Source organism: Sphingobium sp. LMA1-1-1.1 (assembly GCF_040676365.1).
Lineage (GTDB): Bacteria > Pseudomonadota > Alphaproteobacteria > Sphingomonadales > Sphingomonadaceae > Sphingobium.
Genome location: NZ_JBEGHS010000003.1, coordinates 18,373 through 41,875, shown reverse-complemented (window position 1 = coordinate 41,875; position 23,503 = coordinate 18,373). Strand labels below are relative to the sequence as shown.

At 64.0% G+C, this 23,503-nt stretch carries 16 protein-coding genes; 11 read left to right on the top strand and 5 right to left on the bottom strand.

Going from position 1 to position 23,503, the window contains the following annotated elements; all coding sequences use genetic code 11:
* Positions 1–43 precede the first annotated feature (43 nt).
* The 3 genes from putA (at position 44) to MRBLMA1_RS05940 (ending at position 8,295) form a co-directional block, all read left to right on the top strand.
* Positions 44–3,649 carry a trifunctional transcriptional regulator/proline dehydrogenase/L-glutamate gamma-semialdehyde dehydrogenase gene (gene putA, locus MRBLMA1_RS05950; RefSeq protein WP_363735617.1) on the top strand — a complete coding sequence of 1,202 codons (3,606 nt, stop codon included), beginning with the start codon at positions 44–46 and terminating at the stop codon, positions 3,647–3,649.
* Positions 3,650–4,139: 490 nt separating this feature from the next.
* A complete protein-coding gene (locus MRBLMA1_RS05945; protein ID WP_363735616.1) occupies positions 4,140–7,373 on the top strand; it encodes a molybdopterin-dependent oxidoreductase in 3,234 nt (1,077 codons plus the stop codon).
* A 121-nt stretch (positions 7,374–7,494) separates the two neighbouring features.
* A complete protein-coding gene (locus tag MRBLMA1_RS05940; protein WP_166666287.1) occupies positions 7,495–8,295 on the top strand; it encodes an AraC family transcriptional regulator in 801 nt (266 codons plus the stop codon).
* Between the two features lie 92 nt (positions 8,296–8,387).
* Here MRBLMA1_RS05940 and MRBLMA1_RS05935 read toward each other — a convergent pair whose 3' ends face one another.
* The 4 genes from MRBLMA1_RS05935 to MRBLMA1_RS05920 all read right to left on the bottom strand — a co-directional run bounded on the left by MRBLMA1_RS05935 (position 8,388) and on the right by MRBLMA1_RS05920 (position 14,725).
* Positions 8,388–9,425 (bottom strand): cytochrome P450, encoded by a 1,038-nt coding sequence (locus MRBLMA1_RS05935; RefSeq protein ID WP_363735615.1) that lies wholly within the window; start codon positions 9,423–9,425, stop codon positions 8,388–8,390.
* A gap of 329 nt (positions 9,426–9,754) precedes the next feature.
* The gene (locus MRBLMA1_RS05930; RefSeq protein ID WP_363735614.1) at positions 9,755–10,318 is read right to left on the bottom strand and encodes a MarR family winged helix-turn-helix transcriptional regulator; all 564 of its coding nucleotides are present in this window, start codon (positions 10,316–10,318) and stop codon (positions 9,755–9,757) included.
* A gap of 97 nt (positions 10,319–10,415) precedes the next feature.
* The gene (locus MRBLMA1_RS05925; RefSeq protein WP_363735613.1) at positions 10,416–12,824 is read right to left on the bottom strand and encodes a TonB-dependent receptor; all 2,409 of its coding nucleotides are present in this window, start codon (positions 12,822–12,824) and stop codon (positions 10,416–10,418) included.
* A gap of 131 nt (positions 12,825–12,955) precedes the next feature.
* Positions 12,956–14,725, bottom strand: a complete 1,770-nt coding sequence (locus MRBLMA1_RS05920) for a tetratricopeptide repeat-containing sulfotransferase family protein (RefSeq protein WP_363735696.1) — start codon at positions 14,723–14,725, stop codon at positions 12,956–12,958.
* Positions 14,726–14,990: 265 nt separating this feature from the next.
* Here MRBLMA1_RS05920 and MRBLMA1_RS05915 point away from each other — a divergent pair, with 265 nt between their 5' ends.
* From MRBLMA1_RS05915 to MRBLMA1_RS05880, 8 genes are all read left to right on the top strand, one after another.
* Positions 14,991–15,650, top strand: coding sequence for an isochorismatase family protein (locus MRBLMA1_RS05915; RefSeq protein ID WP_363735612.1), 660 nt, complete (start codon positions 14,991–14,993; stop codon positions 15,648–15,650).
* An 88-nt stretch (positions 15,651–15,738) separates the two neighbouring features.
* Entirely contained in the window at positions 15,739–16,578 is an 840-nt protein-coding gene (locus MRBLMA1_RS05910) for an alpha/beta fold hydrolase (RefSeq protein WP_133651620.1), read from the top strand.
* Positions 16,579–16,602: 24 nt separating this feature from the next.
* Positions 16,603–16,851 carry a DUF1427 family protein gene (locus MRBLMA1_RS05905; protein WP_363735611.1) on the top strand — a complete coding sequence of 83 codons (249 nt, stop codon included), beginning with the start codon at positions 16,603–16,605 and terminating at the stop codon, positions 16,849–16,851.
* Positions 16,848–18,776 carry an amidohydrolase gene (locus MRBLMA1_RS05900; protein WP_363735610.1) on the top strand — a complete coding sequence of 643 codons (1,929 nt, stop codon included), beginning with the start codon at positions 16,848–16,850 and terminating at the stop codon, positions 18,774–18,776. Before MRBLMA1_RS05905 ends, MRBLMA1_RS05900 begins: the two co-directional genes overlap by 4 nt.
* A 161-nt stretch (positions 18,777–18,937) precedes the next feature.
* The gene (locus MRBLMA1_RS05895) at positions 18,938–19,846 is read left to right on the top strand and encodes a VOC family protein (protein WP_363735609.1); all 909 of its coding nucleotides are present in this window, start codon (positions 18,938–18,940) and stop codon (positions 19,844–19,846) included.
* Entirely contained in the window at positions 19,843–20,271 is a 429-nt protein-coding gene (locus tag MRBLMA1_RS05890; protein ID WP_363735608.1) for a DoxX family protein, read from the top strand. The genes MRBLMA1_RS05895 and MRBLMA1_RS05890 overlap by 4 nt, the downstream gene beginning before the upstream one ends.
* On the top strand, positions 20,264–21,625 hold the full coding sequence (locus MRBLMA1_RS05885; protein WP_363735607.1) for an alginate export family protein: 1,362 nt from the start codon (positions 20,264–20,266) through the stop codon (positions 21,623–21,625). Before MRBLMA1_RS05890 ends, MRBLMA1_RS05885 begins: the two co-directional genes overlap by 8 nt.
* A gap of 99 nt (positions 21,626–21,724) precedes the next feature.
* Positions 21,725–22,420: a YoaK family protein gene (locus MRBLMA1_RS05880; RefSeq protein WP_363735606.1), complete on the top strand. Its 696-nt coding sequence runs from the start codon at positions 21,725–21,727 to the stop codon at positions 22,418–22,420.
* Between the two features lie 47 nt (positions 22,421–22,467).
* Here MRBLMA1_RS05880 and MRBLMA1_RS05875 read toward each other — a convergent pair whose 3' ends face one another.
* The gene (locus MRBLMA1_RS05875) at positions 22,468–23,397 is read right to left on the bottom strand and encodes a LysR family transcriptional regulator (protein WP_133651613.1); all 930 of its coding nucleotides are present in this window, start codon (positions 23,395–23,397) and stop codon (positions 22,468–22,470) included.
* Positions 23,398–23,503 lie beyond the last annotated feature (106 nt).

Here is a 23,503-nt window from a genome sequence, read left to right as displayed (position 1 = left end):
ATTTCGGTCGGATCGACAAACCGTTGGTTGCTATATTGCCAGCATGACAGAGCAGACTCCATTCGCCGCTTTCGCCCCCGCCATTCGAGAGCAGACCGTGCTCCGCAAACATATCACCGCTGCTTACCGGCGCGATGAGGCGGAATGCGTGGCGCCCTTGCTCGCTGCAGCGACCCTGGATGACGCGACGAAACTCGCCATCCATGATACCGCCCATAATCTGGTCGCAACGCTTCGCGCCAACCACAAGGGGACCGGCGTCGAGGGCTTGGTCCAGGAATATTCCCTGTCGAGCGAGGAAGGCGTGGCGCTCATGTGCCTTGCCGAGGCGCTGTTGCGGATTCCCGACGCGGCAACCCGCGATGCGCTGATCCGCGACAAGATCGCAGAGGGCGATTGGGGTTCGCATCTGGGTGGTGGCAAATCAATGTTCGTCAATGCCGCGACCTGGGGCCTGGTCGTCACCGGCAAGCTGGTCGGCAGCGTGGACGATCGCGGCCTGGGTGCTGCGTTGGCCCGGTTGGTGGCGCGCGCCGGTGAGCCCGTGATCCGCCGCGGCGTCGATCTCGCGATGCGCATGATGGGCGAGCAGTTCGTCACCGGCGAGACGATCGGCGAGGCGTTGAAGCGCGCCCGCGAGCTGGAGGCGAAGGGCTTCCGCTACAGTTACGACATGCTCGGCGAGGCTGCCACCACAATGGCCGACGCAGAGCGTTACCATGGTGATTATGAACGCGCGATCCATGCGATCGGCAGGGCGTCGAACGGGCGCGGCGTCTATGCGGGGCCCGGCATCTCCATCAAGCTGTCGGCCCTCCACCCCCGTTATGTCCGTGCCCAGGCCGATCGCGTGATGGGCGAACTGCTGCCGCGCGTGCGCGCGCTCGCGCTACTCGCCAGGGACTATGATATCGGGTTCAATATCGATGCTGAGGAGGCCGACCGGCTCGAACTGTCGCTCGACCTGCTGGAGGACCTGGCGCTCGACGCCAAGCTTGCCGACTGGGACGGACTAGGCTTCGTGGTTCAAGGCTATGGCAAGCGCTGCCCCTTTGTGATCGACTGGATCGTCGATCTCGCGCGCCGGGCGAAGCGGCGGATAATGGTGCGGCTGGTGAAGGGCGCCTATTGGGACGCCGAGATCAAGCGCGCGCAGGTGGACGGACTGGCCGACTTCCCTGTCTACACGCGGAAGGTCCACACCGACGTCGCCTATATCGCGTGCGCGCGCAAGCTTCTTGCCGCCCCCGACGCGGTGTTCCCGCAGTTCGCGACCCACAATGCGCAGACGCTGGCCACCATCTATCATCTCGCCGGGCCGGATTTCGCGGTGGGGCGATATGAATTCCAGTGTCTGCACGGCATGGGGGAGCCCCTCTATGAGCAGGTGGTCGGCCGGTCGAAGCTCGATCGGCCCTGCCGCATCTATGCGCCGGTGGGTACGCATGAGACCCTGCTCGCCTATCTCGTGCGCCGGCTTCTGGAGAACGGCGCCAATTCCTCCTTCGTCAACCGCATCGCGAACCCGGCGGTGCCGATCGACGAGATGGTGATCGACCCGGCCGACCAGGTGCGCGCAATGCCGCACCCGGGCGCTCGGCACGATCAAATCGCGCTTCCCGCAAATCTCTATCCGGATCGCCGCAATTCGGACGGTATCGATCTCAGCGATGAAACCGCACTCGCAGCGCTCAGCAGGGCGCTTCGCGAGAGCGCCACGCTCGCCTGGAAGGCGGTGCCGGCCGACGGGGTCGGCCAAGAACGGCCGGTGCTCAATCCGGCGGATCATCGCGATCTGGTCGGCCGCGTTGTCGAGGCATCCCCCGACCAGGCGACCGCCGCCGTCGCTGCCGCCGCGCGCTCATCCTGGGGCTGGACGCCGGTTGGCCAACGCGCCGAGATCCTCGATCGCGCGGCCGACGCGATGCAGGCGCGCATGCCGACCCTGCTTGGGCTGATCGTGCGGGAAGCCGGGAAGTCGCTGCCCAATGCCATTGCCGAGGTGCGCGAGGCGATCGACTTCCTGCGCTATTATGCCGCTCAGGCCCGCTCGACCTTCGGGAGCGACCAGCAGCCTCTCGGCCCGATCGTCTGCATCAGCCCCTGGAATTTCCCGCTCGCGATCTTCACGGGCCAGATCGCCGCCGCGCTCGTCGCCGGCAATCCGGTCCTGGCCAAGCCGGCCGAGGAAACGCCGCTGATCGCCGCCGAGGGGGTGCGCCTGCTGCACGAGGCCGGCATTCCCGCCGATGCGCTCCAGCTGCTGCCGGGTGACGGCGCCATCGGCGCGGCGCTGGTGGCGGCGCCGGAGACGGCCGGGGTGATGTTCACCGGATCCACCGAAGTCGCCCGCCTGATCCAGCGCCAGCTTTCCACGCGCCTCGCCCAGGGCCGACCTGTTCCGCTGATCGCCGAGACAGGCGGCCAGAATGCGATGATCGTGGATTCCTCCGCGCTGGCGGAGCAGGTCGTCGCCGACGTCATCGCCTCCGCCTTCGACAGCGCCGGCCAGCGCTGTTCGGCGTTACGCATCCTCTGCCTGCAGGAGGATGTCGCCGATCGCACCCTGACCATGTTGAAGGGCGCGCTCAAGGAGCTGCGGATCGGCCGCACCGATGCACTCAGGGTCGATACCGGCCCCGTCATCACGGCCGGGGCCAGGGAAACGATAGAGAAGCATATCGCCGCGATGCGGAAGGCGGGCGCACCCGTTGAGCAGCAGGCGCTCCCGGCCGAAGCGGTCCACGGTACCTTCGTCGCGCCGACGATCATCGAGATCAGGGATATTTCCGAACTGAAGCGGGAGGTGTTCGGACCGGTCCTGCATGTCATCCGCTACAGGCGGGAACATCTCGACACGTTGATCGACGCCATCAACGCAACGGGCTACGGCCTGACCTTCGGCCTCCACACCCGGCTCGACGAGACGATCGCGCATGTGACCGGGCGCGTGAAGGCAGGCAATGTCTATGTGAACCGCAACGTGATCGGCGCCATTGTCGGCGTGCAGCCATTCGGCGGCCGCGGCCTGTCCGGAACGGGTCCGAAGGCGGGCGGACCGCTCTATCTCGGCCGCCTGGTCGCGCGGCCGCCCATGCTCAGCGCGCGAGCAGGCCAAATTGATACGCCGCTCCACGCATTCGCCGACTGGCTGGAGGCGGAAGGCGAAATGGAGAGCGCCTCCATCGCGCGGCGCTATGGCGAGGCTTCGGCCCTCGGCCTTGCCCTCACCCTTCCCGGCCCGGTCGGCGAGCGCAATCTCTATGCCCTGCACCCGCGCGGCCTGATCCTGATGGCGCCGGCGACCCGGACCGGACTTTTCGAGCAGATGGCCGCCGTGCTCGCGACAGGCAATCGCGGCGCGGTGGAGGACATGCCGCTCCCGACGGGCCTGCCGGCCAGCGTCGCGGCCTGCTTCCCGGCAAGGACGAACGAACCGTTCGCCGCGGCACTGGTTGAGGGCGACGCAAAGGAAATCGGGCGGCTGGTGGCGAAGGTGGCGGCCTTGGCTGGTCCAATCGTCTCCGTTCACGCCGCGCAGACGGGCGAGCTGCTCGCCTACCCGCTCGATATGTTGCTGGAAGAGGTATCGACCTCTATCAACACCACGGCGGCGGGCGGCAATGCCAGCCTGATGATGATAAGTTGATATGGGTCAGACGTTCAGTTTCCAAATATGGAGGGATAGCTTGCCATGCGGGAATCTCCACGGAACGGGGACACCGCAATCCGGCGCCGCATCCGCTACGACGAGACGAGTGTCCCCCGACCTTAGTTCGGATTGAGGACCATCGGCTCGCGCTGCGGCATCATATCCGTCCGATCCTCCCCACCTACCTGCGGCACGCATGCGCGAAGGAACCGAAAGAGACCAATAACCGGGGCCAATCTTGGCCAGGTTTCGCGATAGAATGGCCGATTTTTGACATGTCAGCACGACCCGTATCCGGCAGTGTCCGGCCCAACATCATTGCAGGCTCGGCAGGTTTGCGCGCCGGCTGAGCTGAACTCGTCCACTCGGCTTTTCCGATCGCCGCGGCTGAAAAGGCCATCGCGATTATGGTGCCGGTGAGTTGAATTTCGGTTGATCGTTACAATCGAAAACTCGGGACAGTTTTGAATTTGAACGGAGCCAAGCCATGGCCGAAATGCGCCATCGTGGATTTTGTACGCTTTGCCGGTCCCGCTGCGGCGCCATTTTCGTCACCCGGGATGGGCTGCTCAAGGAAGTACTGCCCGATCCGGAGCATCCGACCGGCGGCGCCTTGTGCGCCAAGGGTCGCGCCGCGCCCGAAATCCTGGCCGACCGTGGCAGGCTGACCCGACCCCTGCGCCGCACGCGGCCCAAGGGCGACCCGGATCCCGGATGGGAGCCCGTATCCTGGGACGAGGCGCTGGCGGATATCGCGCGACGATTGTCGGAGATACGCGATACGCATGGGCCGAACGCCATGCTGTTCACCAGCACGACGCCAAGCGGCACGGCAATCGGCGATTCGTTCGAATGGATAGAGGGCTTCGTACGCGCCTACGGATCGGCGAATTTCGTCGCGGCGATGGAGATCTGCAATTTCCAGAAGGACTTCGGTACGACGCTGACGACGGGCGGCTCGCTGGGAACTCCGGACTATCTCCATGCGGACGCGATCGTCCTGTGGGGCCATAATCCCGCGCGGACCTGGCTCGCGGCATCGTCGCAGATCAGCGCGCGCCCCGCCGGCGTGCCGCTGGTCGTCATCGACCCGCAAAAGCAGGGCAGCGGCACCGACGCCGATCTCTGGCTCGGACTAAGGCCCGGAAGCGACGGCGCCCTGGCATTGGGGGGCATCCGTCACCTGCTGGCCAGCGGAACTTTCGACAAGGACTTTGCGAGAGATTGGACCGACGCGGCGCTGCTCGTGAATCGCGCCACTGGCCGGAAAGTCGTTCCCCGGGACATCGGCATCGATGCCGATGGATTTCTGGCGATGACCAAGGCCGGGCCAATCGTCGTGGACACCAACCAGCCGCCGGCGCCGGACCTGGCGCCCGAACTCTTCTTCAGCGGCACGGTTGCAGGCATGGAATGCGACAGCGCGCTGGAGTTGCTGCGGCAGTGCGCCCAGCCGTGGACCTTGCCCGCCACCGCCGAAGCCACGGGATTGTCTGAAGCAGCCATTTCCCGCTTCAATGATCTGCTCTCAAGCGATGCGCGCATAGCGCTGGCGCATTGGTCGGGCCTGTCGCAAAGCGCCGCTTCGAGCCAGACGGTCCGGGCGATCTCCTGCCTGTTCGCCCTGCGCGGCGATGTCGATCGCGCGGGCAGCAACCGCTGGTTCCCTGGGCCGCCGCTCCGCCCCTTCGCCGCGGCGTCGCGCGCCGATCCGCTGGGCACCGAGCGGATTCCGCTGGGGCCTCCACGGTTCGGCTATGTCGTGACGCGCGACGCGATCGAGGCGATCGAGACGGGGATTCCCTATCGCCCGCGCGGGCTGTTCAGTCTGGGAACCAATCCCGCGGCGTCCTATCCCGATTGGGCGCGCGCCGCAGCCGCGCTCGCCAGCCTCAACTTCCGGGTCCATTGCGACGTGCGCATGACCCCGATGGCGGACAGTGCGGACTATCTGCTCCCGGTGACCTTGCCGTGGGAACATGCTTCGCTCCGGCCGGGGTTCGAACTGGACGCCGAAAGCGCGCTGCACGTGCAGTATCGCCCGGCCATGGTGGAGCCGACCGGCGACCAGCGGCCCGACTATGCCATATTGCGGGAGATCGCGCAGCGAATGCAGTTCGCCGATCCGCTCTGGCACGGTTCGATAGATGAAGCCTGGGAGATGCGACTGGCGCCGAGCGGGCTTGATCTCGCGACGCTCAAACAGAATCCGGGTGGCCTGACCCTTCCGGTAGCTCAAGTCGACCGGAGCTACGCCGCCGTTGCCGCGGACGGCCGGGTCAAGGGTTTCAACACGCCATCCCGCCGTGTCGAATTCCATTCCAGCCTTCTGGCAAATGTCGGTGAACCAGCAATTCCGCTGTGGACGCAGCCGCCGGCCGATCCCGCCTTCCCGCTCCTGCTGACCACCGCCAAGCGGGGGGTCTATACCCAATCCTCGCTGCGCTATGTTCCCTCGCTGGCCAGGCGCGCGCCCGCGCCCGAACTCGCCATGTCGCCAGCGACGGCAAATGCAGCATCGCTGGTGCCCGGCGACTGGGCAAGGATAGTGATCGCCACCGGCAGCGTCAGCATGAAGGTGCGGGTGGACGACACCCTGGCTGACGGCGTGCTGGTGGGCGAACATGGCTGGTGGCAGCAGGCCGATGCCGGTGACCGGCTGACCAGTGGAACGAACCTCAACAGCATTTTGCGCAACGGCGACGATGATCCCGTCAGCGGCGCGGTCGAATTGCGGCGCATAGCGTGCCGCGTCGAACGCGACGAGGAACGCTCGCGCGGCAACTGGAACGGCAAGCGCGATTTCCGCGTCGTCACGCGGCGCGACCATCCGGGCGACATCGTGGAACTGGTGATGGAGCCAGAGCATGGCGACTGGGTGCCGACCTTCATCCCAGGTCAGCATGTCGCCTTCTCGATTCCGGGCGTCGAACTCGAACGCCATTATTCTCTGGTCTCGCCGGGGCGGCAAAGTGCAACGTCGCTGGCCGTGGCAATCCGGCGTTCCGGGGCGGGCGGCCTTTCCGACCACATATTCGCGAACATGCGCGAAGGCGAAAAAGTGCAGCTGACCGTCCCGTCGGGGCGGTTCCGCCTGCCGCTGGAAGCCACCCGGCCCGTACTGCTCCTGGCGGGTGGAATCGGGATAACGCCGTTTCTCGGCTATTTGCGCGCCCTGGCTGGCGGAGTGGGCCACCCACCCCCTTCCGTCACGCTGGTCTACGCCACCCGCGACAGGGCTTTCGATCCTGAACTTCGATCTCTCGACATCCCGAACTTTGCCTATCGGCAAGTGGATTCGGGACGAAATCTCGCCGCATTGCTCGATGGGGTTGCCCCAGGCACGCGGGCGTTCCTATGCGGCTCGGAACCCTTCATGGGCGCGGCGCGGGAGATCCTGCTCGAACGAGGTGTCGACGCGCAGTCGATCCAGCAGGAGCACTTCACAGCCCATACCCCAGTCACGACTGGCCTCGCGCCGGCCATCGTGACCCTGGCCACGTCCGGCGAGAGCTTCGTCTGGCAACCGGACCAGCCTTCGATCCTGGCGGCCGCGGAATCGGCGGGTTTCCGGCTGGCTGCGGGATGCCGCGCAGGCGAATGCGAAAGCTGCGCTCTTCGTTTGATCGCCGGCACGGTCAGCCATGCGCGCGAGGTCGAGGAGGGCAACTGCCTGACCTGCTGCGCCATTCCGATCGGAGACATCACGCTGGACGCCTGAGCGCGAAGCCATTGGCGTCTCACCGCGCTCGACAATAATGATGTGCAAGCCTAATCTGGGTGAGCAGTCGCTCAACAAGTTGCAGGGAAGGAGCAACGGAGCGGGCACCCGGAGAAATGGCGTGACGTCGAACTCTTTTGATCTGCATTACCCTGACACCATTGCCAGGCCGGTTTTGGGATTTCAGGTCAGGACCGACGAATCCCGCGCCGACCGCTCGCACAGTCATGCGAAAGCGCAACTGCTTTATACGGTGTCAGGCTTTGTGGAGATCGAGTCCGACGCCGGCAATCTGGTCGTCCCGCCCGGATCCGTAACCTGGATACCCAGCGGAGTCGCGCACTGCGTGCGTGCCGGCGTGCTCGCGCGATTCGGGTGCGTGTATCTGGATCCTGACCTGTCATCGGACCTGCCGGACAGGACCGAATTGTTTCAGATCAACCCCCTGGTGCGGGAACTGCTTCTGCGGTTCAGCGGTGGCCCTTCGCAAGATGAAGGAGACGAAGGCAGGCAAGCCCGCATGGCCGGGGTGCTTGTCGATGAGCTTGCATCCTCTCGTTCACCCGCAAACGCCTCGCCCCTTCCGCGAGACCCCCGATTGTTGCGCCTCGTCAATGCATTGCTCGCCGAGCCGGAACGCCGCCTGACGATAGAGCAATGGGGCAAGCAAGTGGGCGCGAGCCACCGAACGCTGAGCCGCCTGTTCCAGAAGGAAGTCGGCAAGTCCTTCTCAGCCTGGCGACAGGAACTGCACGTGGATCTCGCGGTTCGCGCGCTGGAGGCGGGCACGCCAGTCGCCACCATCGCGTTTCAGCTCGGATATGACAGTCCGAGCGCGTTCATCGCCATGTTCAAGAAGAACACGGGGCACACGCCAGGCAATTATGCCGGCGCAAGGCTTGGTGGGGTGCGGCGTCCGTAGACGGATTTCGTCGCGATTTCATGTGAGCAGTTAACCCACCCCGGCGTGGGCGGAGACCCGACTCCCGAGAGGAAGGGCCAATGTACGCGAAATCAGCGCGAGCGACGACCCGATCCCGTCTCCCACCTTAGTGGCAGCATTTCGATGCCGTTCACTTGCGCGGTCTGATGAATGACAGGATATTTGGGATCCACCTCGAAGTCAGGAATGCGCGACAGCCATTCCTGAAGGAGAATACGCATTTCCATCCGAGCCAGATTGGCCCCGGCGCAGCGATGGGGGCCAAAACCGAACGTACCCGTCAGCCCAGGCTTGCGGGCAAAGTCGATCTCCTCCGGATTGGGAAAGAGGTTTTCATCCAGCCCGTGAACACAATTGGGAAGCAGAACATGCTCGCCCTTGTGGACCATGACTCCATCGATCTCGACATCCTGAGTGGCGGTACGGGTGTTGTTGGCCACTCCGTGCCTGCGCATCAACTCTTCTGTCGCAACCGACACCTGGCTGGGGTTTTCCATGATCCAGCGCCGAACTGCGGGGTGCCGCGCGAGATAGTGCATCACGAAGGACATCATGGCCGCCACTGTATCCAACCCCGCGGCCATAAGCAGCACGCTGGTGCCAAGTTGCTCCTCCTCGGAAAGTGGACGGCCATCCACCTCCGCCCGTATCACCTGAGATAAGATGTCGTCGCCCGGCTTCGCCCTGCGTTCTGCCAGGCGCTGAGACACATAACCGAACATGCTGATATTGGCTTCTTCGATTGCCTGTCGGGTCTTGCCGCGCGTGGCGGCATGCACCCAGCGCTGGAGCATGGCCCGGTCCTCCATGGGCAAATCCACCATCCACAGGAAGACTGACAGCGGCATGACCAGCGCGAAATCGGCCACGAACTCGCATTCGCCGGTCGGCCAAAACCCCTCTATCAGGTCGATGGCAAGTTTCCGCGCGCGCACGGCGTAGCTTTGCACCGCTGCCGGCCTGAGCGCCGGATCAATGATGGCGCGAAAAACGCGGTGTTCGTGACCATCCAGTTGCAACGGTCGGAACTTGAACGGAAGCGGTTCCGGCGGCAGGTTCGGCACGCTGCTGGAAAACAGATCGGGCGAACGGTAAATCTGCTCAACCACCGCTCCGTTCGTCGCGATCCAGTGACCCTTTTGCCGTGGCGTCCAGATCAGCCCATATTTGCTGCCAAGCGCCCGCCAGGCCTTTTGCGCGTCCTGGGCGCCACCCGGCACAGCCAGCATGTCCACGTCCACGATCCGGTCGGCTGGCACCTGCTCCTGCGGGAGCGCTACGGTTGAGTTCATACTTGCCTTCCTGCTTGCAACTGGCTCCGGCTCGGCGGCGCGCTTCCCGCAGCAACCCTTCGGCCAAATGACTGGCTGTTCGAAGCGCGGTACATGGGCCTCTACCAGCGTGCGATGGCTTGTAAGAGTAGCATTATGTAAAGGGGTTAAGTAGTTTCAGGCATTCCGGGTGTAATTATCCGGTCGAGTTCATGGTGCAGCCTGCCGATGATACGGGTGAAGGCGCCAAGATCATCCGCAGAAAGCCGCGAAAGCGCGTGTACGAGTTTGGCATCCCGCAAGAAGGTGTCGACGGACATGTCCGCAATGCGCTCTCCCGTCTCGGTCAGGCGGAGCGCGAAGGCCCGCTTGTCGTCTGACAGTCGAGACTTTGTGAGGAGCCCTGCACGGACGAGCCGTTCGATCCGGGCGGACAAGGTGGCCTGCGACACATTGAGGACACGCGCGAGATCGATCGCGCGCAACGGCTGCGCCTGGTCGATGCGGACCGTCCCAAGCAAGTGAATATCTGCGATACTCAGTTCAAACCGCCGCGCAATACGGTCCAGATCCGTCGCCACGATATGGCCAAGCGTGAAGATGTGCCACATCGGTGCGATCATGCGCGCATCGATGTGAGGAAGCAGATTGCCGTAGAACTCCGTGCCCGCTTCGACGGCCTTGGCAGGTGTATCATTCATCATCGCTGGTCCGGAATAGTTCTGATCCATTCGGGATCATAATCAATCCGATGGGCGGAACGCACGCGCCCATTCATTCACCAGACGGAACTGGCGAGATCACCACACCCCTCTGAACCCCGGCGCTCTAATCGAAATCATATCCGAATTTCAGCCCGAAAAATTGCGGCTTGGTGGGATAGGTCCGTGCAGAGAAGCCGCAAATCTCAGTCGCGCAGATGGTGTTCTTGCCAAGCGCGCCATGGCTGGAGAAGGCATTCTGGATGAAGGCCTCGATCCGCATATGGTCCCAATGGGTGCCGATCGAAAAATCCGCCGTGGTGAAGGGCCTGGTCGGACCCACCGCCGCATAATCCGCATCGGTCAGGAAGGTGCGCGTGCCGCCCTGATGGGACACAGATCCCTGCACGAAGGCTGTCATCGACCCCAGCGGCCATTCATAACGCGCGGTTGCCGATCCCTTGAAACGGGGCATGATCGGCAAACGCGTGCCCTTGGCGGCCGCCGGCGGCGTGCCGGGGACGCAAATGATATTCTTGGTGACGGGGTCGACCTGGCAAAAATCGCTGGTCAGTTGCGCATCGACATAGGTGGCGCTGGTCGACAGGGTCAGGCCGCCCCAGCGCGCGGACAGGTCGCCCTCCACGCCATAGATGCGCGCATTACCCGCATTATAGGTGTTGGTGACGCCATTCTGCCCCACCGGCACCAGCCCGAACTGAAGGTCACGCCATTTCTGGTAGAAGGCGGCGCCGTTGAAATAAATCCGCCCGAAATGGGTTTTCCAGCCCAGTTCGAAATTGTCGAGCTTGTCCGATTTGAACGGATTGACCCCCGGTCGCCGGTTGTTGCCGCCGGGCCGGTAGCCGCGCGACACGGTGCCGTAAAGCATGACATCGGGGCTAACCTGCCATTTGATGCCGCCGCGCCAGATGACGCCGTTCTCGACCTGTTTCTTGTGAACGTTGGCGCAGGGCACGTCCGGGATGTTCGTGGGCAGGCAAAAGGCGGGATCGGTGTTGCCGGCGCTGTTGGTCCCGGAAAAACCGTAGATCGTGTTGTCCGCGATATAGCCGCGCACGCCTGCGATCAGCGTGACGTGAGGCAGGATGTCATATTCGCCCTGCGCGAACATCGCATAGTCGCGATCCTTGCGCTTGACGCGGGTCAGGAACACGGTGTCGCTATTGGGAAAGGGGGTCAGCCAGATCGGCGTCGGAATCTGGCTGATGCCCACGGTCTGATAGTCGGCGCGGATCTTGTCCGTCTGGACCTGCATGAACATGCCCGTGGCCAGGCGGAAGGGCATGTCTGTGGGTGAGTTGACCCGCAATTCCTGGGTGAACTTGGTATATTTGTCATTCTGGTGCGCGGTTTGCGTCGGGTCGAGGAAACCGCCATTGCCGTCGGGGAAATAGGTGGCAAAACCCGGCTGTGTCACGCCATTGTCGTCGACATAGGTGTAACTGTCGTACGCCACCGAATAATAGGAATAGTCGGCGATATTATCGACCTTGCGCTCGAAATAGCCGCCCGAATAGGTGACATCCCAATCGCTGAGCTTGCCCTGGATGGTCAGCGCCGCCTGCCACCAGCGATCCTTGTTGCGGCTGGGCAGATAATCGGTGACCTTCAGATAGCCCTTTCTGGGATCATAGAAGAAGCCGCCATGGGCGATCTGGCTCTGATAGAGAAATTGCGGCGTGACCGTCCAGTTGTCGTCAAGGTCGACGCGTAGCGCGGCGCGGCCACCATAGGTTTCGACGTCGTTATAATCGTTTTTGACGAGTTTGCTGTTGTTGACGGTGAGATTCGTCGCCGGGTCGTTATCGTCCAGCGTGAAGGTGCGCGTGCCGGGAATATTGTCGATATAGCCGCCGGTCCGGTCATAGAAGCCGACGACGCGCAACGCGGCATTGTCGCTGACCGGCAGGTTGATATAGCCTTCCGCCGATCCGCCGAAATCGCCCTTGCCGAACTTGTTGACCTGCAGGTCGATGCTGCCGGTCGTCTTGCCCAGTTCGGGGCGGTTGGTGATGATGCGCAGCGTCCCCGACAGCGAGCTTGCGCCGAACAGCGTGCCCTGCGGCCCGGCCAGCGCCTCGATCCGCGAAATGTCGTAGAGATGGACGTCGACCATGCCACCGATCGTCGTGACGGGGATTTCATCGACATAGGTGCTGCTGGTCGGCAGCGGCCCGATATGCAGCGGCGGCCCGCCAGAGCCCGTCGCCACGCCGCGGAAGAAGACCTGCGCCTGGCTGGGGCCGAAGGACTGGATGGACACGCTGGGCAACAGCTTGGCATAATCGTCCAGCGCCTTGGCATTGGCCTGTTCCAGCTTGGCCTGCCCCAGCGCGTTGATGCTGATCGGCACGTCCTGCAATCGCTCTTCGCGGCGCTGGGCGGTGACGACGATCACATCGCTGTCCGCACCCGCCCCCTGCGCGCTTTCCTGTGCCCATGCTGGAAATGCGATGGCCGTCGTGGCCAGAAGCGCAGACGAAAATTCGATCAACCGAACATATTTTGACATCGGCTACCTCCCCACAGGTGCACGAGTTTCTGGAGCGAAACTGTCATCATCTGTCGGGCGGGCGCAACGAAAAATCATTGCGCTCCGGCAATCATGCGCTTTTTCAGTCGATTGTTACCCGAAAGCCACGATCAGGGCGCATCGGGATAGCTGTCCAGCACCGGACCAAGCGCCGCGACCAGCGGTTGGAGCCGCGCTTCGACGGCGCGCCACTGGCCCTCTCCATCGCGATTGATCGGCCGGCGCACCTGCTCGCTGCTCGCGGTCCGCACGGCGCGGCGGTTCTCATGGAAGCGCAGGCACGCCTCCTCGAACGGCAGGCCCAGCGCGGCGAGCAGCGCGCGGACTTCCCCTTCCGGATCGTCCAGCAGCTGCTCATGGACGACACGATGGATGCGTCCGGGCAGCACCATGTCGAAATGCGCCATCAGCCGGACATAATCGGCATAATATTGGCCGATATCGCCAAGATCATAGCTGAATGCCTGTCCCCGCGCGAAATGTTGGCGGAAATTGGAATAACCGCAGTCGAGCGGATGGCGACGCGCATCGATGATCCGCGCATGGGGCAGGATCAACTGGATCAGGCCGACATGCAGCCAGTTATTGGGCAGCTTGTCGATGAAATAGGGAAGCCCTTCGCGTCGCTGGATGCGGGTGCGCTCCATATAGGCCTCCCCCAGCGCGCGCAGGCGTGCGGGGTTGAGGTCGCCCATCATGGTCGGCCAGTCGCCCTCCTGCCGCAGCTCCGCGACAAGGGCCGGCAAATCGGGCAGCTCCATCGTCCCTTCCACCTGACTGTGACTGGAGAGGATCTGTTCGATCAGCGTGGAGCCGGCGCGGGGCAGCCCGATGATGAAGATCGGATCGGGCGCCGGACAGCCCATGTCCCGCCGCTCGGCAAAGAAATCCGGCGTCGACAGGCCGATCACCGCATCGACCATCCGGCTGGTGCGCGCCGCCTCATAAGGCTGGGCGGTACGGCGCAGCCTGTTTGCCTCCGCATAATGGGTGAAGGCATTTTCGGCTTCGCTTCGGTCGCTCAACGCCTTGCCCAACGCGAAATGCAGGTGGAAGCGATCCTCGACGCTGGCCTGCGCATCATGCAGCGCGCCTTCCATGGCGGCCAGGTCGGCCGCATCAAATGGCTCCGTTTTCAGATTGGCTATGCTCCACCAGGCTTCGCCAAAGGCCGGTCGCAGTGCCGTGGCGCGGCGATAGGCGGCAACGCTGTCCGCCGTGCGCCCCACCGTCTTGAGCGCATGGCCATAGCTCATCCAGATTTTCGGCTGGCCTGGAACCCGGCGCACCATATCCTCGTAGAGCGCGATGGCTTCATCGAAATCACCCAGCCGTCCCAGCACCGCCGCGCGCAGATTGGCATAAGCGGGATTGACCCGGCCCTGCAGCGCATCCTGCAGCCGGTCCAGTTCCGCCAGCGCCTCCGCCGTCTTGTTCTGGCGGTGCAGGGCCGTCGCCAGATTGACGCGGGCGGCGGTGAAGCCGGGAGCCAGTTCCAGCGCGCGGCGCAGCAGATTTTCCGCATCGGCGTTGCGCCCGATCCGGCCGGCCAGTTCCGCCAGCATGCGGATCGCCGCAACATCGAACGGATTGTCCTTGAGCCGCCCGCGCAGGATCGGTTCGGCCAGATGCAGCCGGTTGTCCAGCAGGGCGATCGCCGCCTGCTGCAACGCATCGTCAGCCGCAGCGGCGTCGATCGCCGCAAGTTCGTGCCGTTCAGCCTCGCCGTCCCGCTTCAGCGCACGCAGGGCGCGAGCGGCCAGGCGGTGCGCCTCGGCATCCTGGGGATCGTCCTTCAGCAATTCCCCGCAGCGCGCCAACGCCTGTACAGCGTCCTGCGCCAGCAATCGCCGCACAGCATGATAGGTTTCGCCCCGCATCGCATATAGAAATGTCAAGCCGGCCGCGACTTAGCAAGCAGCTAGTGAATTGGCCGACAAGCTGTTCTGGCAAGCAGGGCCACCCTCGTTGCCGATCCACAAGAACCGGAAAATCAACAGAATCGGCCGCGTCCGGAATTCCATCATTCGAATAAATCGAACGCTGGGGCATATTTTATCAGGATACGCAGCAGAAATCTCTCCCGCTAAACCTCCAATCACACTGGAACGACCCGAGTGTAGGAAATTTCGATTGGAGACCGACATGACCATCAAAGCGACCCCGACCCCCGGAAAATCCCTGATCAACCCCAGCGACCACACCCTTGTCATGATTGATTTTCAGTCGCAGATGGCTTTTGCCACCAAGTCGATCCCGACCGAACTGCTGCGCAACAACGCCGCCCTGGTCGCGAATGCAGCCGCCGGCTTCAACGTCTCGACAATCCTGACCACGGTTGCCGTCGACAGCTTCTCCGGCCCGATGTTCAGCGAGATCACCGACGCTTTCCCGAACCAGCCGCTGCTCGACCGCACTTCGATGAACAGTTGGGAAGATGCCGCCGTCATCGACGAGGTCAACCGGATCGGCAAGGAGCGCATCATCTTTGCAGGGCTGTGGACCTCGGTCTGCATTGTCGGCCCCGTCGCCTCGGCGATCGATCAGGGCTTCGACGTCTACTTCATCTCCGACGCCTGCGGTGACATCTCCGAAGAGGCGCATGAGCGCGCCGTCGAGCGGATGATCCAGCTGGGCGCCAAGCCGATGACCTCCCTCCAATATCTTCTCGAGCTGCAGCGCGACTGGGCCCGGACGGAAACCTACGACATGACGACCGGCTTCGCGAAGAAGTGGGGCGGCGCCTATGGCCTGGGCATCACCTACGCCAAGACCATGTTCAACGCTTCCGAGGGCGCCCACTAAGGCCCCGGCCTCCCGGCGGCCGGGCACATCCCCCCTTCCCCGCGTTCGGCCGCCATCCCGCTACCCTTACCGTATAAAGGAACCCGCCATGACCAGCTTCATCACCACGGCCGACGGCACGCAAATCTTCTACAAGGACTGGGGCAGCAAGGACGCTCAGCCCATCATGTTCCATCACGGTTGGCCACTCTCATCCGATGACTGGGACGCGCAGATGCTGTTCTTCCTGTCGAAGGGCTATCGCGTCGTTGCCCATGACCGCCGCGGCCATGGCCGTTCGGCTCAGGTCGATTTCGGACATGACATGGACCATTATGCCGCAGACGCTGCTGCGGTTGCCGAGCATCTCGACCTGCGCAACGCCATCCACATCGGTCACTCGACCGGCGGCGGCGAAGTCGCGGCCTATGTCGCCCGCTTCGGCATTCCGCAGGGCCGCGTCGCCAAGGCGGTGCTGGTGAGCGCTGTCCCCCCGATCATGCTGAAGACCGATCGCTATCCCGGTGGCCTTCCCATGGATGTTTTCGATGGCCTGCGCGCCGGCCTTGCCGCCAACCGCTCGCAATTCTTCCGCGACGTCGCCTCGGGGCCCTTTTACGGCTTCAACCGTGAGGGCGCGGACGTGAAGCCCGCCGTCATCGACAATTGGTGGCGCCAGGGCATGATGGGCAGCGCGCTCGCCCATTATCAGGGCATCAAGGCCTTTTCCGAAACCGACCAGACCGATGACCTGAAGGCGATCAGCGTGCCCACGCTGGTGCTGCATGGAGACGACGACCAGGTCGTGCCCTACAGGAACGCCGGCCTGCTCCAGGCTGAAATCCTGCCAGACGCCACGCTCAAAATCTATGAAGGCTTTTCGCACGGCATGCTGACGGTGAACGCCGACGTGCTGAACGCCGACATCCTCGCCTTCATCCAGGCCTGATCCAGCCAACGCCGGAGAACCGACATGAAAGCCTATATCCTCTCCCTGGGCGCCGGCCTGATCGTCGGGATCGTCTACAGCCTCATGGGCGTCCGTTCTCCGGCGCCGCCGGTCATTGCGCTCGTGGGGCTGGGGGGAATCCTGCTGGGTGAACAGCTGCTCCCGGTCGCCAGGCGCATGGCCAGCCTTCCCGAACTGACCCGCTTCGTGCGACAGGACTGCGTCCATCATGTGCTGGGCGAACTTCCCACGCACGGAAAGCGCGACGCATGATGAACCGCCGCCAGTTGCTCGCCGGCGCCGCAGCCGCGACCGCCCTTCCCCTTGTCACGGAAAGCTTCGCCATGACCCAGACCGACCTCATCCTTACCAACGCCAAGGTCACGACCCTTGACCGCGAGAACCCTCAGGCGGAGGCAGTGGCGATCCGGGGCGGGAAATTTCTCGCTGTCGGTACGGAACAGGAAGTCCGCGCCGCCGCCGCACCCAATGCCCGCGTCATCGACGCCGGCGGCCGGCGCCTGATCCCCGGCCTCATCGACAGCCACATCCACGTCATCCGCGGCGGGCTGAACTATAATATGGAATTGCGCTGGGAAGGCGTGCCCACGCTCGCCGACGCCATGGCCATGCTGAAGAAGCAGGCAGAAAATACGCCGCCGCCGCAGTGGGTGCGCGTGGTGGGGGGCTTTACCGAACATCAGTTCGCGGAAAAGCGCCTGCCCACCATAGCGGAGATCAACGCCGCCGCGCCGGACACGCCCGTCTTCATCCTCCACCTCTACGACCGCGCCCTGCTCAACGCGGCTGCGCTGCGGGCGGTCGGCTATACGAAGGACACGCCCAATCCACCGGGCGGCGAGATCGTCCGCGATGCGCTGGGCAACCCCACGGGGCTGCTGCTCGCCCAGCCCAATGCCACCATCCTCTATTCGACGCTGGCGAAGGGGCCGAAGCTGCCGCAGGACTATCAGCTCAATTCGACGAAGCATTTCATGCGCGAGCTGAACTCGCTGGGCGTCACCAGCGTGATCGATGCGGGCGGCGGATCGCAAAATTATCCCGACGATTATGAAGTGATCGAAAAGCTGCACAAGGATGGCGATCTGACCCTGCGCATCGCCTACAACCTCTTCACGCAAAAGCCGAAGGAGGAGCTCAAGGATTTCGCGACCTGGTCGACGCAGATCAAGCCAGGCGATGGCGACGACAGCTACCGCCACAATGGCGCGGGCGAGATGCTGGTCTATTCGGCCGCCGACTTCGAGGACTTCCGCGTCGCCCGTCCCGACATGCCGCCGGAGATGGAAGGCGATCTCGAACCCGTCATCCGCCTGCTTGCCGAGCGCCGCTGGCCCTGGCGTCTCCACGCCACCTATGACCAGACCATCTCCCGCGCGCTCGACGTGTTCGAGAAGGTGAACCGCGACATTCCCCTGAAGGGCCTCAACTGGTTCTTCGACCATGCCGAAACGATCAGCGATCGCAACATCGACCGGATCGCCGCGCTGGGCGGCGGCATCGCGGTGCAGCACCGCATGGCGTTCCAGGGCGAATATTTCGTCGAGCGCTACGGCGCCAAGGCCGCCGAGGCGACGCCGCCGATCAAACGGATGATGGATGCCGGCCTGCCCGTGGGTGCGGGCACCGATGCCACCCGCGTCGCCAGCTACAATCCCTGGGTGTCGCTCAGCTGGCTGGTGACCTCGAAAACCGTGGGCGGCCTGGCGCTCTATCCGACCCGCAACCGGCTCGACCGCGAAACCGCGCTGCGCCTCTGGACCGAGAAGAACACATGGTTCTCGAACGAGGTCGGCAAGAAGGGGCAGATCAAGGCCGGGCAACTGGCGGACCTTGCCCTGCTTTCCGACGATTATTTCAGCGTGCCGGAAAGCGAGATTGCGCATCTCCGTTCGGTGCTGACCGTGCTGGGCGGCAGGATCGTCTATGGCGAAGGCACCTTCGGCCCGCTCGCGCCGCAAGCGCCAAAGGCCATGCCTGACTGGTCGCCGGTCGCGACATTCGGCGGCCATTGGCGGCGGGATGAAAGCGCCAGGACGATGGCGTCGGCCTGCGGCTGCGCCTCGTCCTGCAACGTTCATGGCCATGATCATGCCGCGGCACTGGGCGCGAACGTACCGGCCTCGGACGTCCAGAGCTTTTGGGGCGTCATGGGCTGCGGCTGCTGGGCCGTCTGATTGCAACAGCGCCCCTCCCCAACCGGAGGGGCGCCATTTTTTCTTTCGATATTCTGGAACACGATGTCCGATTTTATTCGGATAGTTCGGATATCAACGAGTGCGTAGACAGTCTTCGCGACCTCATCGCACGCCGAACAACACTCTACGGAGATACTGATATGACCCGCATCGCCCTCATGGTGGCAACCGCCCTGGTCGCCATCAGCCCTGTCGCCGCGCCTGGACAAACCACGGCACCCTCACCGCAATCCACCACCGACTTCGCCGTCGGTCCGCAATATGACACCACCCATGTTTATGTCGCGCCGGAGGATTTCGACCGCTTCGTCACCAGCTTCACCGCGACATTCGGCGGCACGACGAGCAAACAGGGCGTCTTTCAGGTCACGCCGACCGACAGCAAGACGAAGTCGCAGCTCGCGCTGACGCCGGCCGGCACCGTCTCGGCCTTCGGCTTCCTCACCCCGATCCCCGCGCCGTTCGGCGCCGAGCGTACCGGCTATCTCGTGACCGACCTGGATGCCGCGGTCGCCTCCGCGATGCGGCATGGCGCAACGCGCCTCATCACCAGCTTTCCCGACCCCATCGGCCGCGACGTCGTGGTGCAGTGGGCGGGCGGCGTGAACATGCAGCTCTACTGGCACACGACCAGGCCAAGCTATCCCGCCCTCGCCACCGTGCCGGAAAACCGCATCTACCTGACCGCCGATGCCGCAGACCAGTTCGTGAAGCAGTGGCGCGGCTTTGCCCATGCGACGGTTACCTCCGACGACAAGGCGGCGCCGGGCGCGGAGATCGGCCAGCCGGGCAAGAGCTATCGCCGCATCCGCATGACGTCGGGCTATGGCAAGATGAGCGTGATCGTATCGGACGGGCAGCTTCCCTGGCCCTATGGCCGCGACATGACAGGTTATGAGGTCGGCGATCTGCCCGCGACCCTTGCCAGGGCGACGGCGGCTGGTGTCGAAACGCTCGTTCCCGCGCATGACGAGGGTGACCGCCAGGCCGCGATCGTCCGCTTCCCCGGCGGCTATATTGCCGAGATCCACGCGCCGGTGAAGCCATGATCGGCGTGAAGGAACCCCGCTTCGTCGATGCCATCCTCGATTGGCGCCCCACATGGTTCCTGGCCCGTCTGGCGCTGGTCGGGGCCTATCTTCTGGGCGGCATCGTCAAAGCGACCGATTGGCCGTCCGCCGTCGCCGAACAGGCGCATTTCGGCATGAGCCCGCCCGCTTTCTGGGCAGCGCTGACCATTGGCGTAGAGATTGCGGGGCCGATCCTGATCCTGACCGGGCGCTTCATCTGGCTGGGCGCAGGCATGCTGGGCGTCTTCACGCTGCTGGCCGCCTTCACCGCCAACGCCTTCTGGGCGATGCCCCCGGGTCAGGAACGCTTCATGGCGACCAATGCGTTCTTCGAACATATCGGCCTGATCGGCGGCTTCGTCCTCGTTGCACTTGTCGCCGAGCGGGACCGACGCCGTGCTTAGGTTGATCATCGCGGCGGGGCTGCTGGCGGGAGCCACCGTGGCGCCCGCCAGCGCCCAGCAACGCGAAGCATGGCAGGCACCCACGCTCAGCATCACGCGCTATGATGAGGACTGGTCCGACCTCGCCGATGCGGAGAAGCGCGCGCATCACTGGACCGGTCCGTTCAAATATATCCCGTTGGGCCAGGACAGCTGGGTCACGACCGGCATAGAATTGCGCGCCCGCAGCGAGGATTATCACGACAATCTCTGGGGCGGGGCGAACTCCCCTGACGACCAGTATCTATGGCTGCGCGCATTGCCCTATGCCGATCTGCATCTGGGCAAGGCGCGCGCCTTCGTTCAGCCGATCCTCGCCTACGCCGTCGGCGTCTCGCCATCCGCCAGCCCGATCGATCAGACGCGGACTGATCTGCTTCAGGGATTTGGCGAACTCGATCTCGGCCCGGTCAGGCTGCGCGCCGGGCGCCAGATGCTGTCGCTCGGCACGGAGCGGTTGGTCGGGACGCGATATGGCCCCAACGTGCCGCTCTCCTTCGATGGTGCACGCGCAGACGTGACGATCGGGCGCGCCAAGATCAGCCTTCTGACCATGCGGCCCGTCCAGCCCGGTCCCGGCAGCCTCGACGACGCGACCTCTCGGAACAAGGCGTTGTGGGGCGCCTATGCGACCCTGCCTGAACTGGACATCTACTATCTCGGCTATCGAAACCGGCTTGCACGCTTTGGTGGGCTGGAGGGGAGCGAAGTTCGCCACAGCATCGGTCTGCGCTCCCATGGGGTGCGGGGCGACTGGCACTGGAATATCGAGGGTGTGGCGCAATTCGGCCATTTCGAGGGGCAGCGGATCGCCGCCTGGACGCTCGGCACGGAGATCGGGCACAGTTTTCCAACGCTCCCCACCGCGCCGGACGCCACCCTGCGCGTCAATGTCGTCAGCGGCGATGGCAAAGCCCATGACGGCAAGATCGGCACCTTCAACGCGCTGTTTCCCAAGGGCAAATATTTCGGCGAGCTTTCGCCAGTCGGACCGACCAATATCATCAACGTCAATCCCCGCGTCAGCGGCACATTGGGCAGCGGCGTTTCGTTCAGCCTCGCCGCGACGGCCTATTGGCGGTACAGCATTGCGGATGGCGTCTACGACATTCCCGGCAAGCTGATCCGCCCCGCAAACGGGAGCGCAGCGCGATTTATCGGCAAGGAAGCCGAAGCGACGATCGCATGGCAGGCGACGGCTGAGTGGGAATTGTCGGCATCCCTGTCGGCCTTTGCGCCGGGGGATTTCATCCGCGAAACCGGTCCCGCCAGGACGATCAGGATGCTTGGCCTGGAAAGCAATTTCCGGTTCTGATCTTTTCCATTTTATCGAACGACGGCATCTATCTTATTCGACTGCATCAACAGCGCGGTTGCCGGTAGACGCAGGCATGGACATCCAAGGGAGACAGTCATGACCGCCGACAAACCCGCCACATCGCCATTGCCCTGGCTGCTGCTGCTCCTCTCCGTGACGACGGGGCTCGTCGACGCCATATCGGTGCTCGGCCTTGGCAAGGTCTTCACGGCGAACATGACAGGCAACATCGTCTTCCTCGGCTTCGCCGCGAGCGGGACGCCAGGGTTCAGGGTTGCCCCCTATGTCTTCGCCATTGCAGCGTTCATGGTCGGCGCGCTGATCGCCGGACGCGTGGGCAAACACCATATGGGCTCACCCCTTCGCCGGTGGCTGTTCATCGCCGCCTCCATCGAGGCCGCGCTGCTCTGGATTGCAGCCGCCGTCGCCATCGGCTTCGACGTGGCGACACAGTCCCCCGGCTCCAGCGTCAACATCATCATCGCGCTGACCGGGCTCGCCATGGGCTTTCGCAATGCGACCATCCGTCAGCTCAAGGTGCCGGACCTCACCACGACCGTCCTCACGCTCACTATCACCGGCCTGGCGGCTGATTCCGGCCTTGCTGGCGGAACCAATCCGAACTGGGCACGGCGCATCGGCAGTGTGGCGGCGATCTTCCTTGGCGCCGCCATCGGTGCCTATCTCGTCACCCATGGCGGACTGGTTGCCCCGCTCATTCTTGCCGGCACGCTGATCTTCGCAGGCACGATCGCCTCCATGCTTCACCCCGCCGCCGCCAGGCCACTCTGATCCGCTAACACGCGCTCGGCCCAGCGTCAGGCCGCGCTTCGGTGTGATCAGATATCGCCCATCCCCTCTAGTTCCATGTCGTCCGCGCCCAGAGCGACGAACTGGTCGAGCAGCCAGGAGGCCGCCGGTCCCGGCGGAGCATCTCGACGCCACACGCCCGCAAAGCGATATGTTCCGCCGACATGATCGGGCATGGCAAGCCGCACCAGCGTGCCGGCGAGAAGGTCCGGTTCGATCATCGACAGTGGCATGTTGCCCCACCCGATCCCTTCACGCAGCAGCGCATGTTTGGCGCCCAGATCCGCGAGGCGCCATGTCTTGGGACTCGTGACTGAATAATCCTGCCCCTCCGTGAAGCGGGAACGGTCCGTCAGCACCAATTGGGTATGCTCCCGCCCAGCGCCTGGGGGTATCCGCTCCATGCGGCCAAGCGGATGGTCGGGCGCCGCAACCGGTACCATCGGAACCGATCCGGCCGCGATGCACTCGACGCCTTCCACGCCCGCCGCCAACGGCCCGGAGATCCCGATTGCGGCGCCGCGATCCAGCACCATGGCCGTGATCGCGCCCAGAGCCTCGACATGCAGGCGCAGTTGCACCGTCGGAAACTCGACCGCGAAATTGCGGAGGATTTTGCCAAGGCGTTCTGACGGCACCATGACATCCACGGCCAGGTCAACCTCCGCCTCCAACCCGTCGAGCAGGCCTTTTACCTTCGCGCGCAGTCCATCGAAACCATGCGATATGCTGCGAGCCTCGGCCAGCAGGGCACGGCCCTCCACCGTCAGTTGCGGCTTGCGCGTGCCCTCCCGGTCGAACAATGTCAGCCCGAGCTGCGCTTCCAGATTGGCGATGCCATAGCTGATCACCGACACGGCACGATTGAGCTTCCGTGCGGCGGCCGCAAAGCTTCCCGTGTCGACGATACTCAGGAAGATGCGGAGTTGGTCGAAGGTCGGCGTGCCGGGCGTATTCATTGCTCCACTTTCTCGAACGAATAGGCCGGCATTTATCCATGCAGGCCGAAGGGTTCGCAAGGCAAAACAGGCCTCCATCGACGGTTCGAGGCCGTCCAACGGAGAC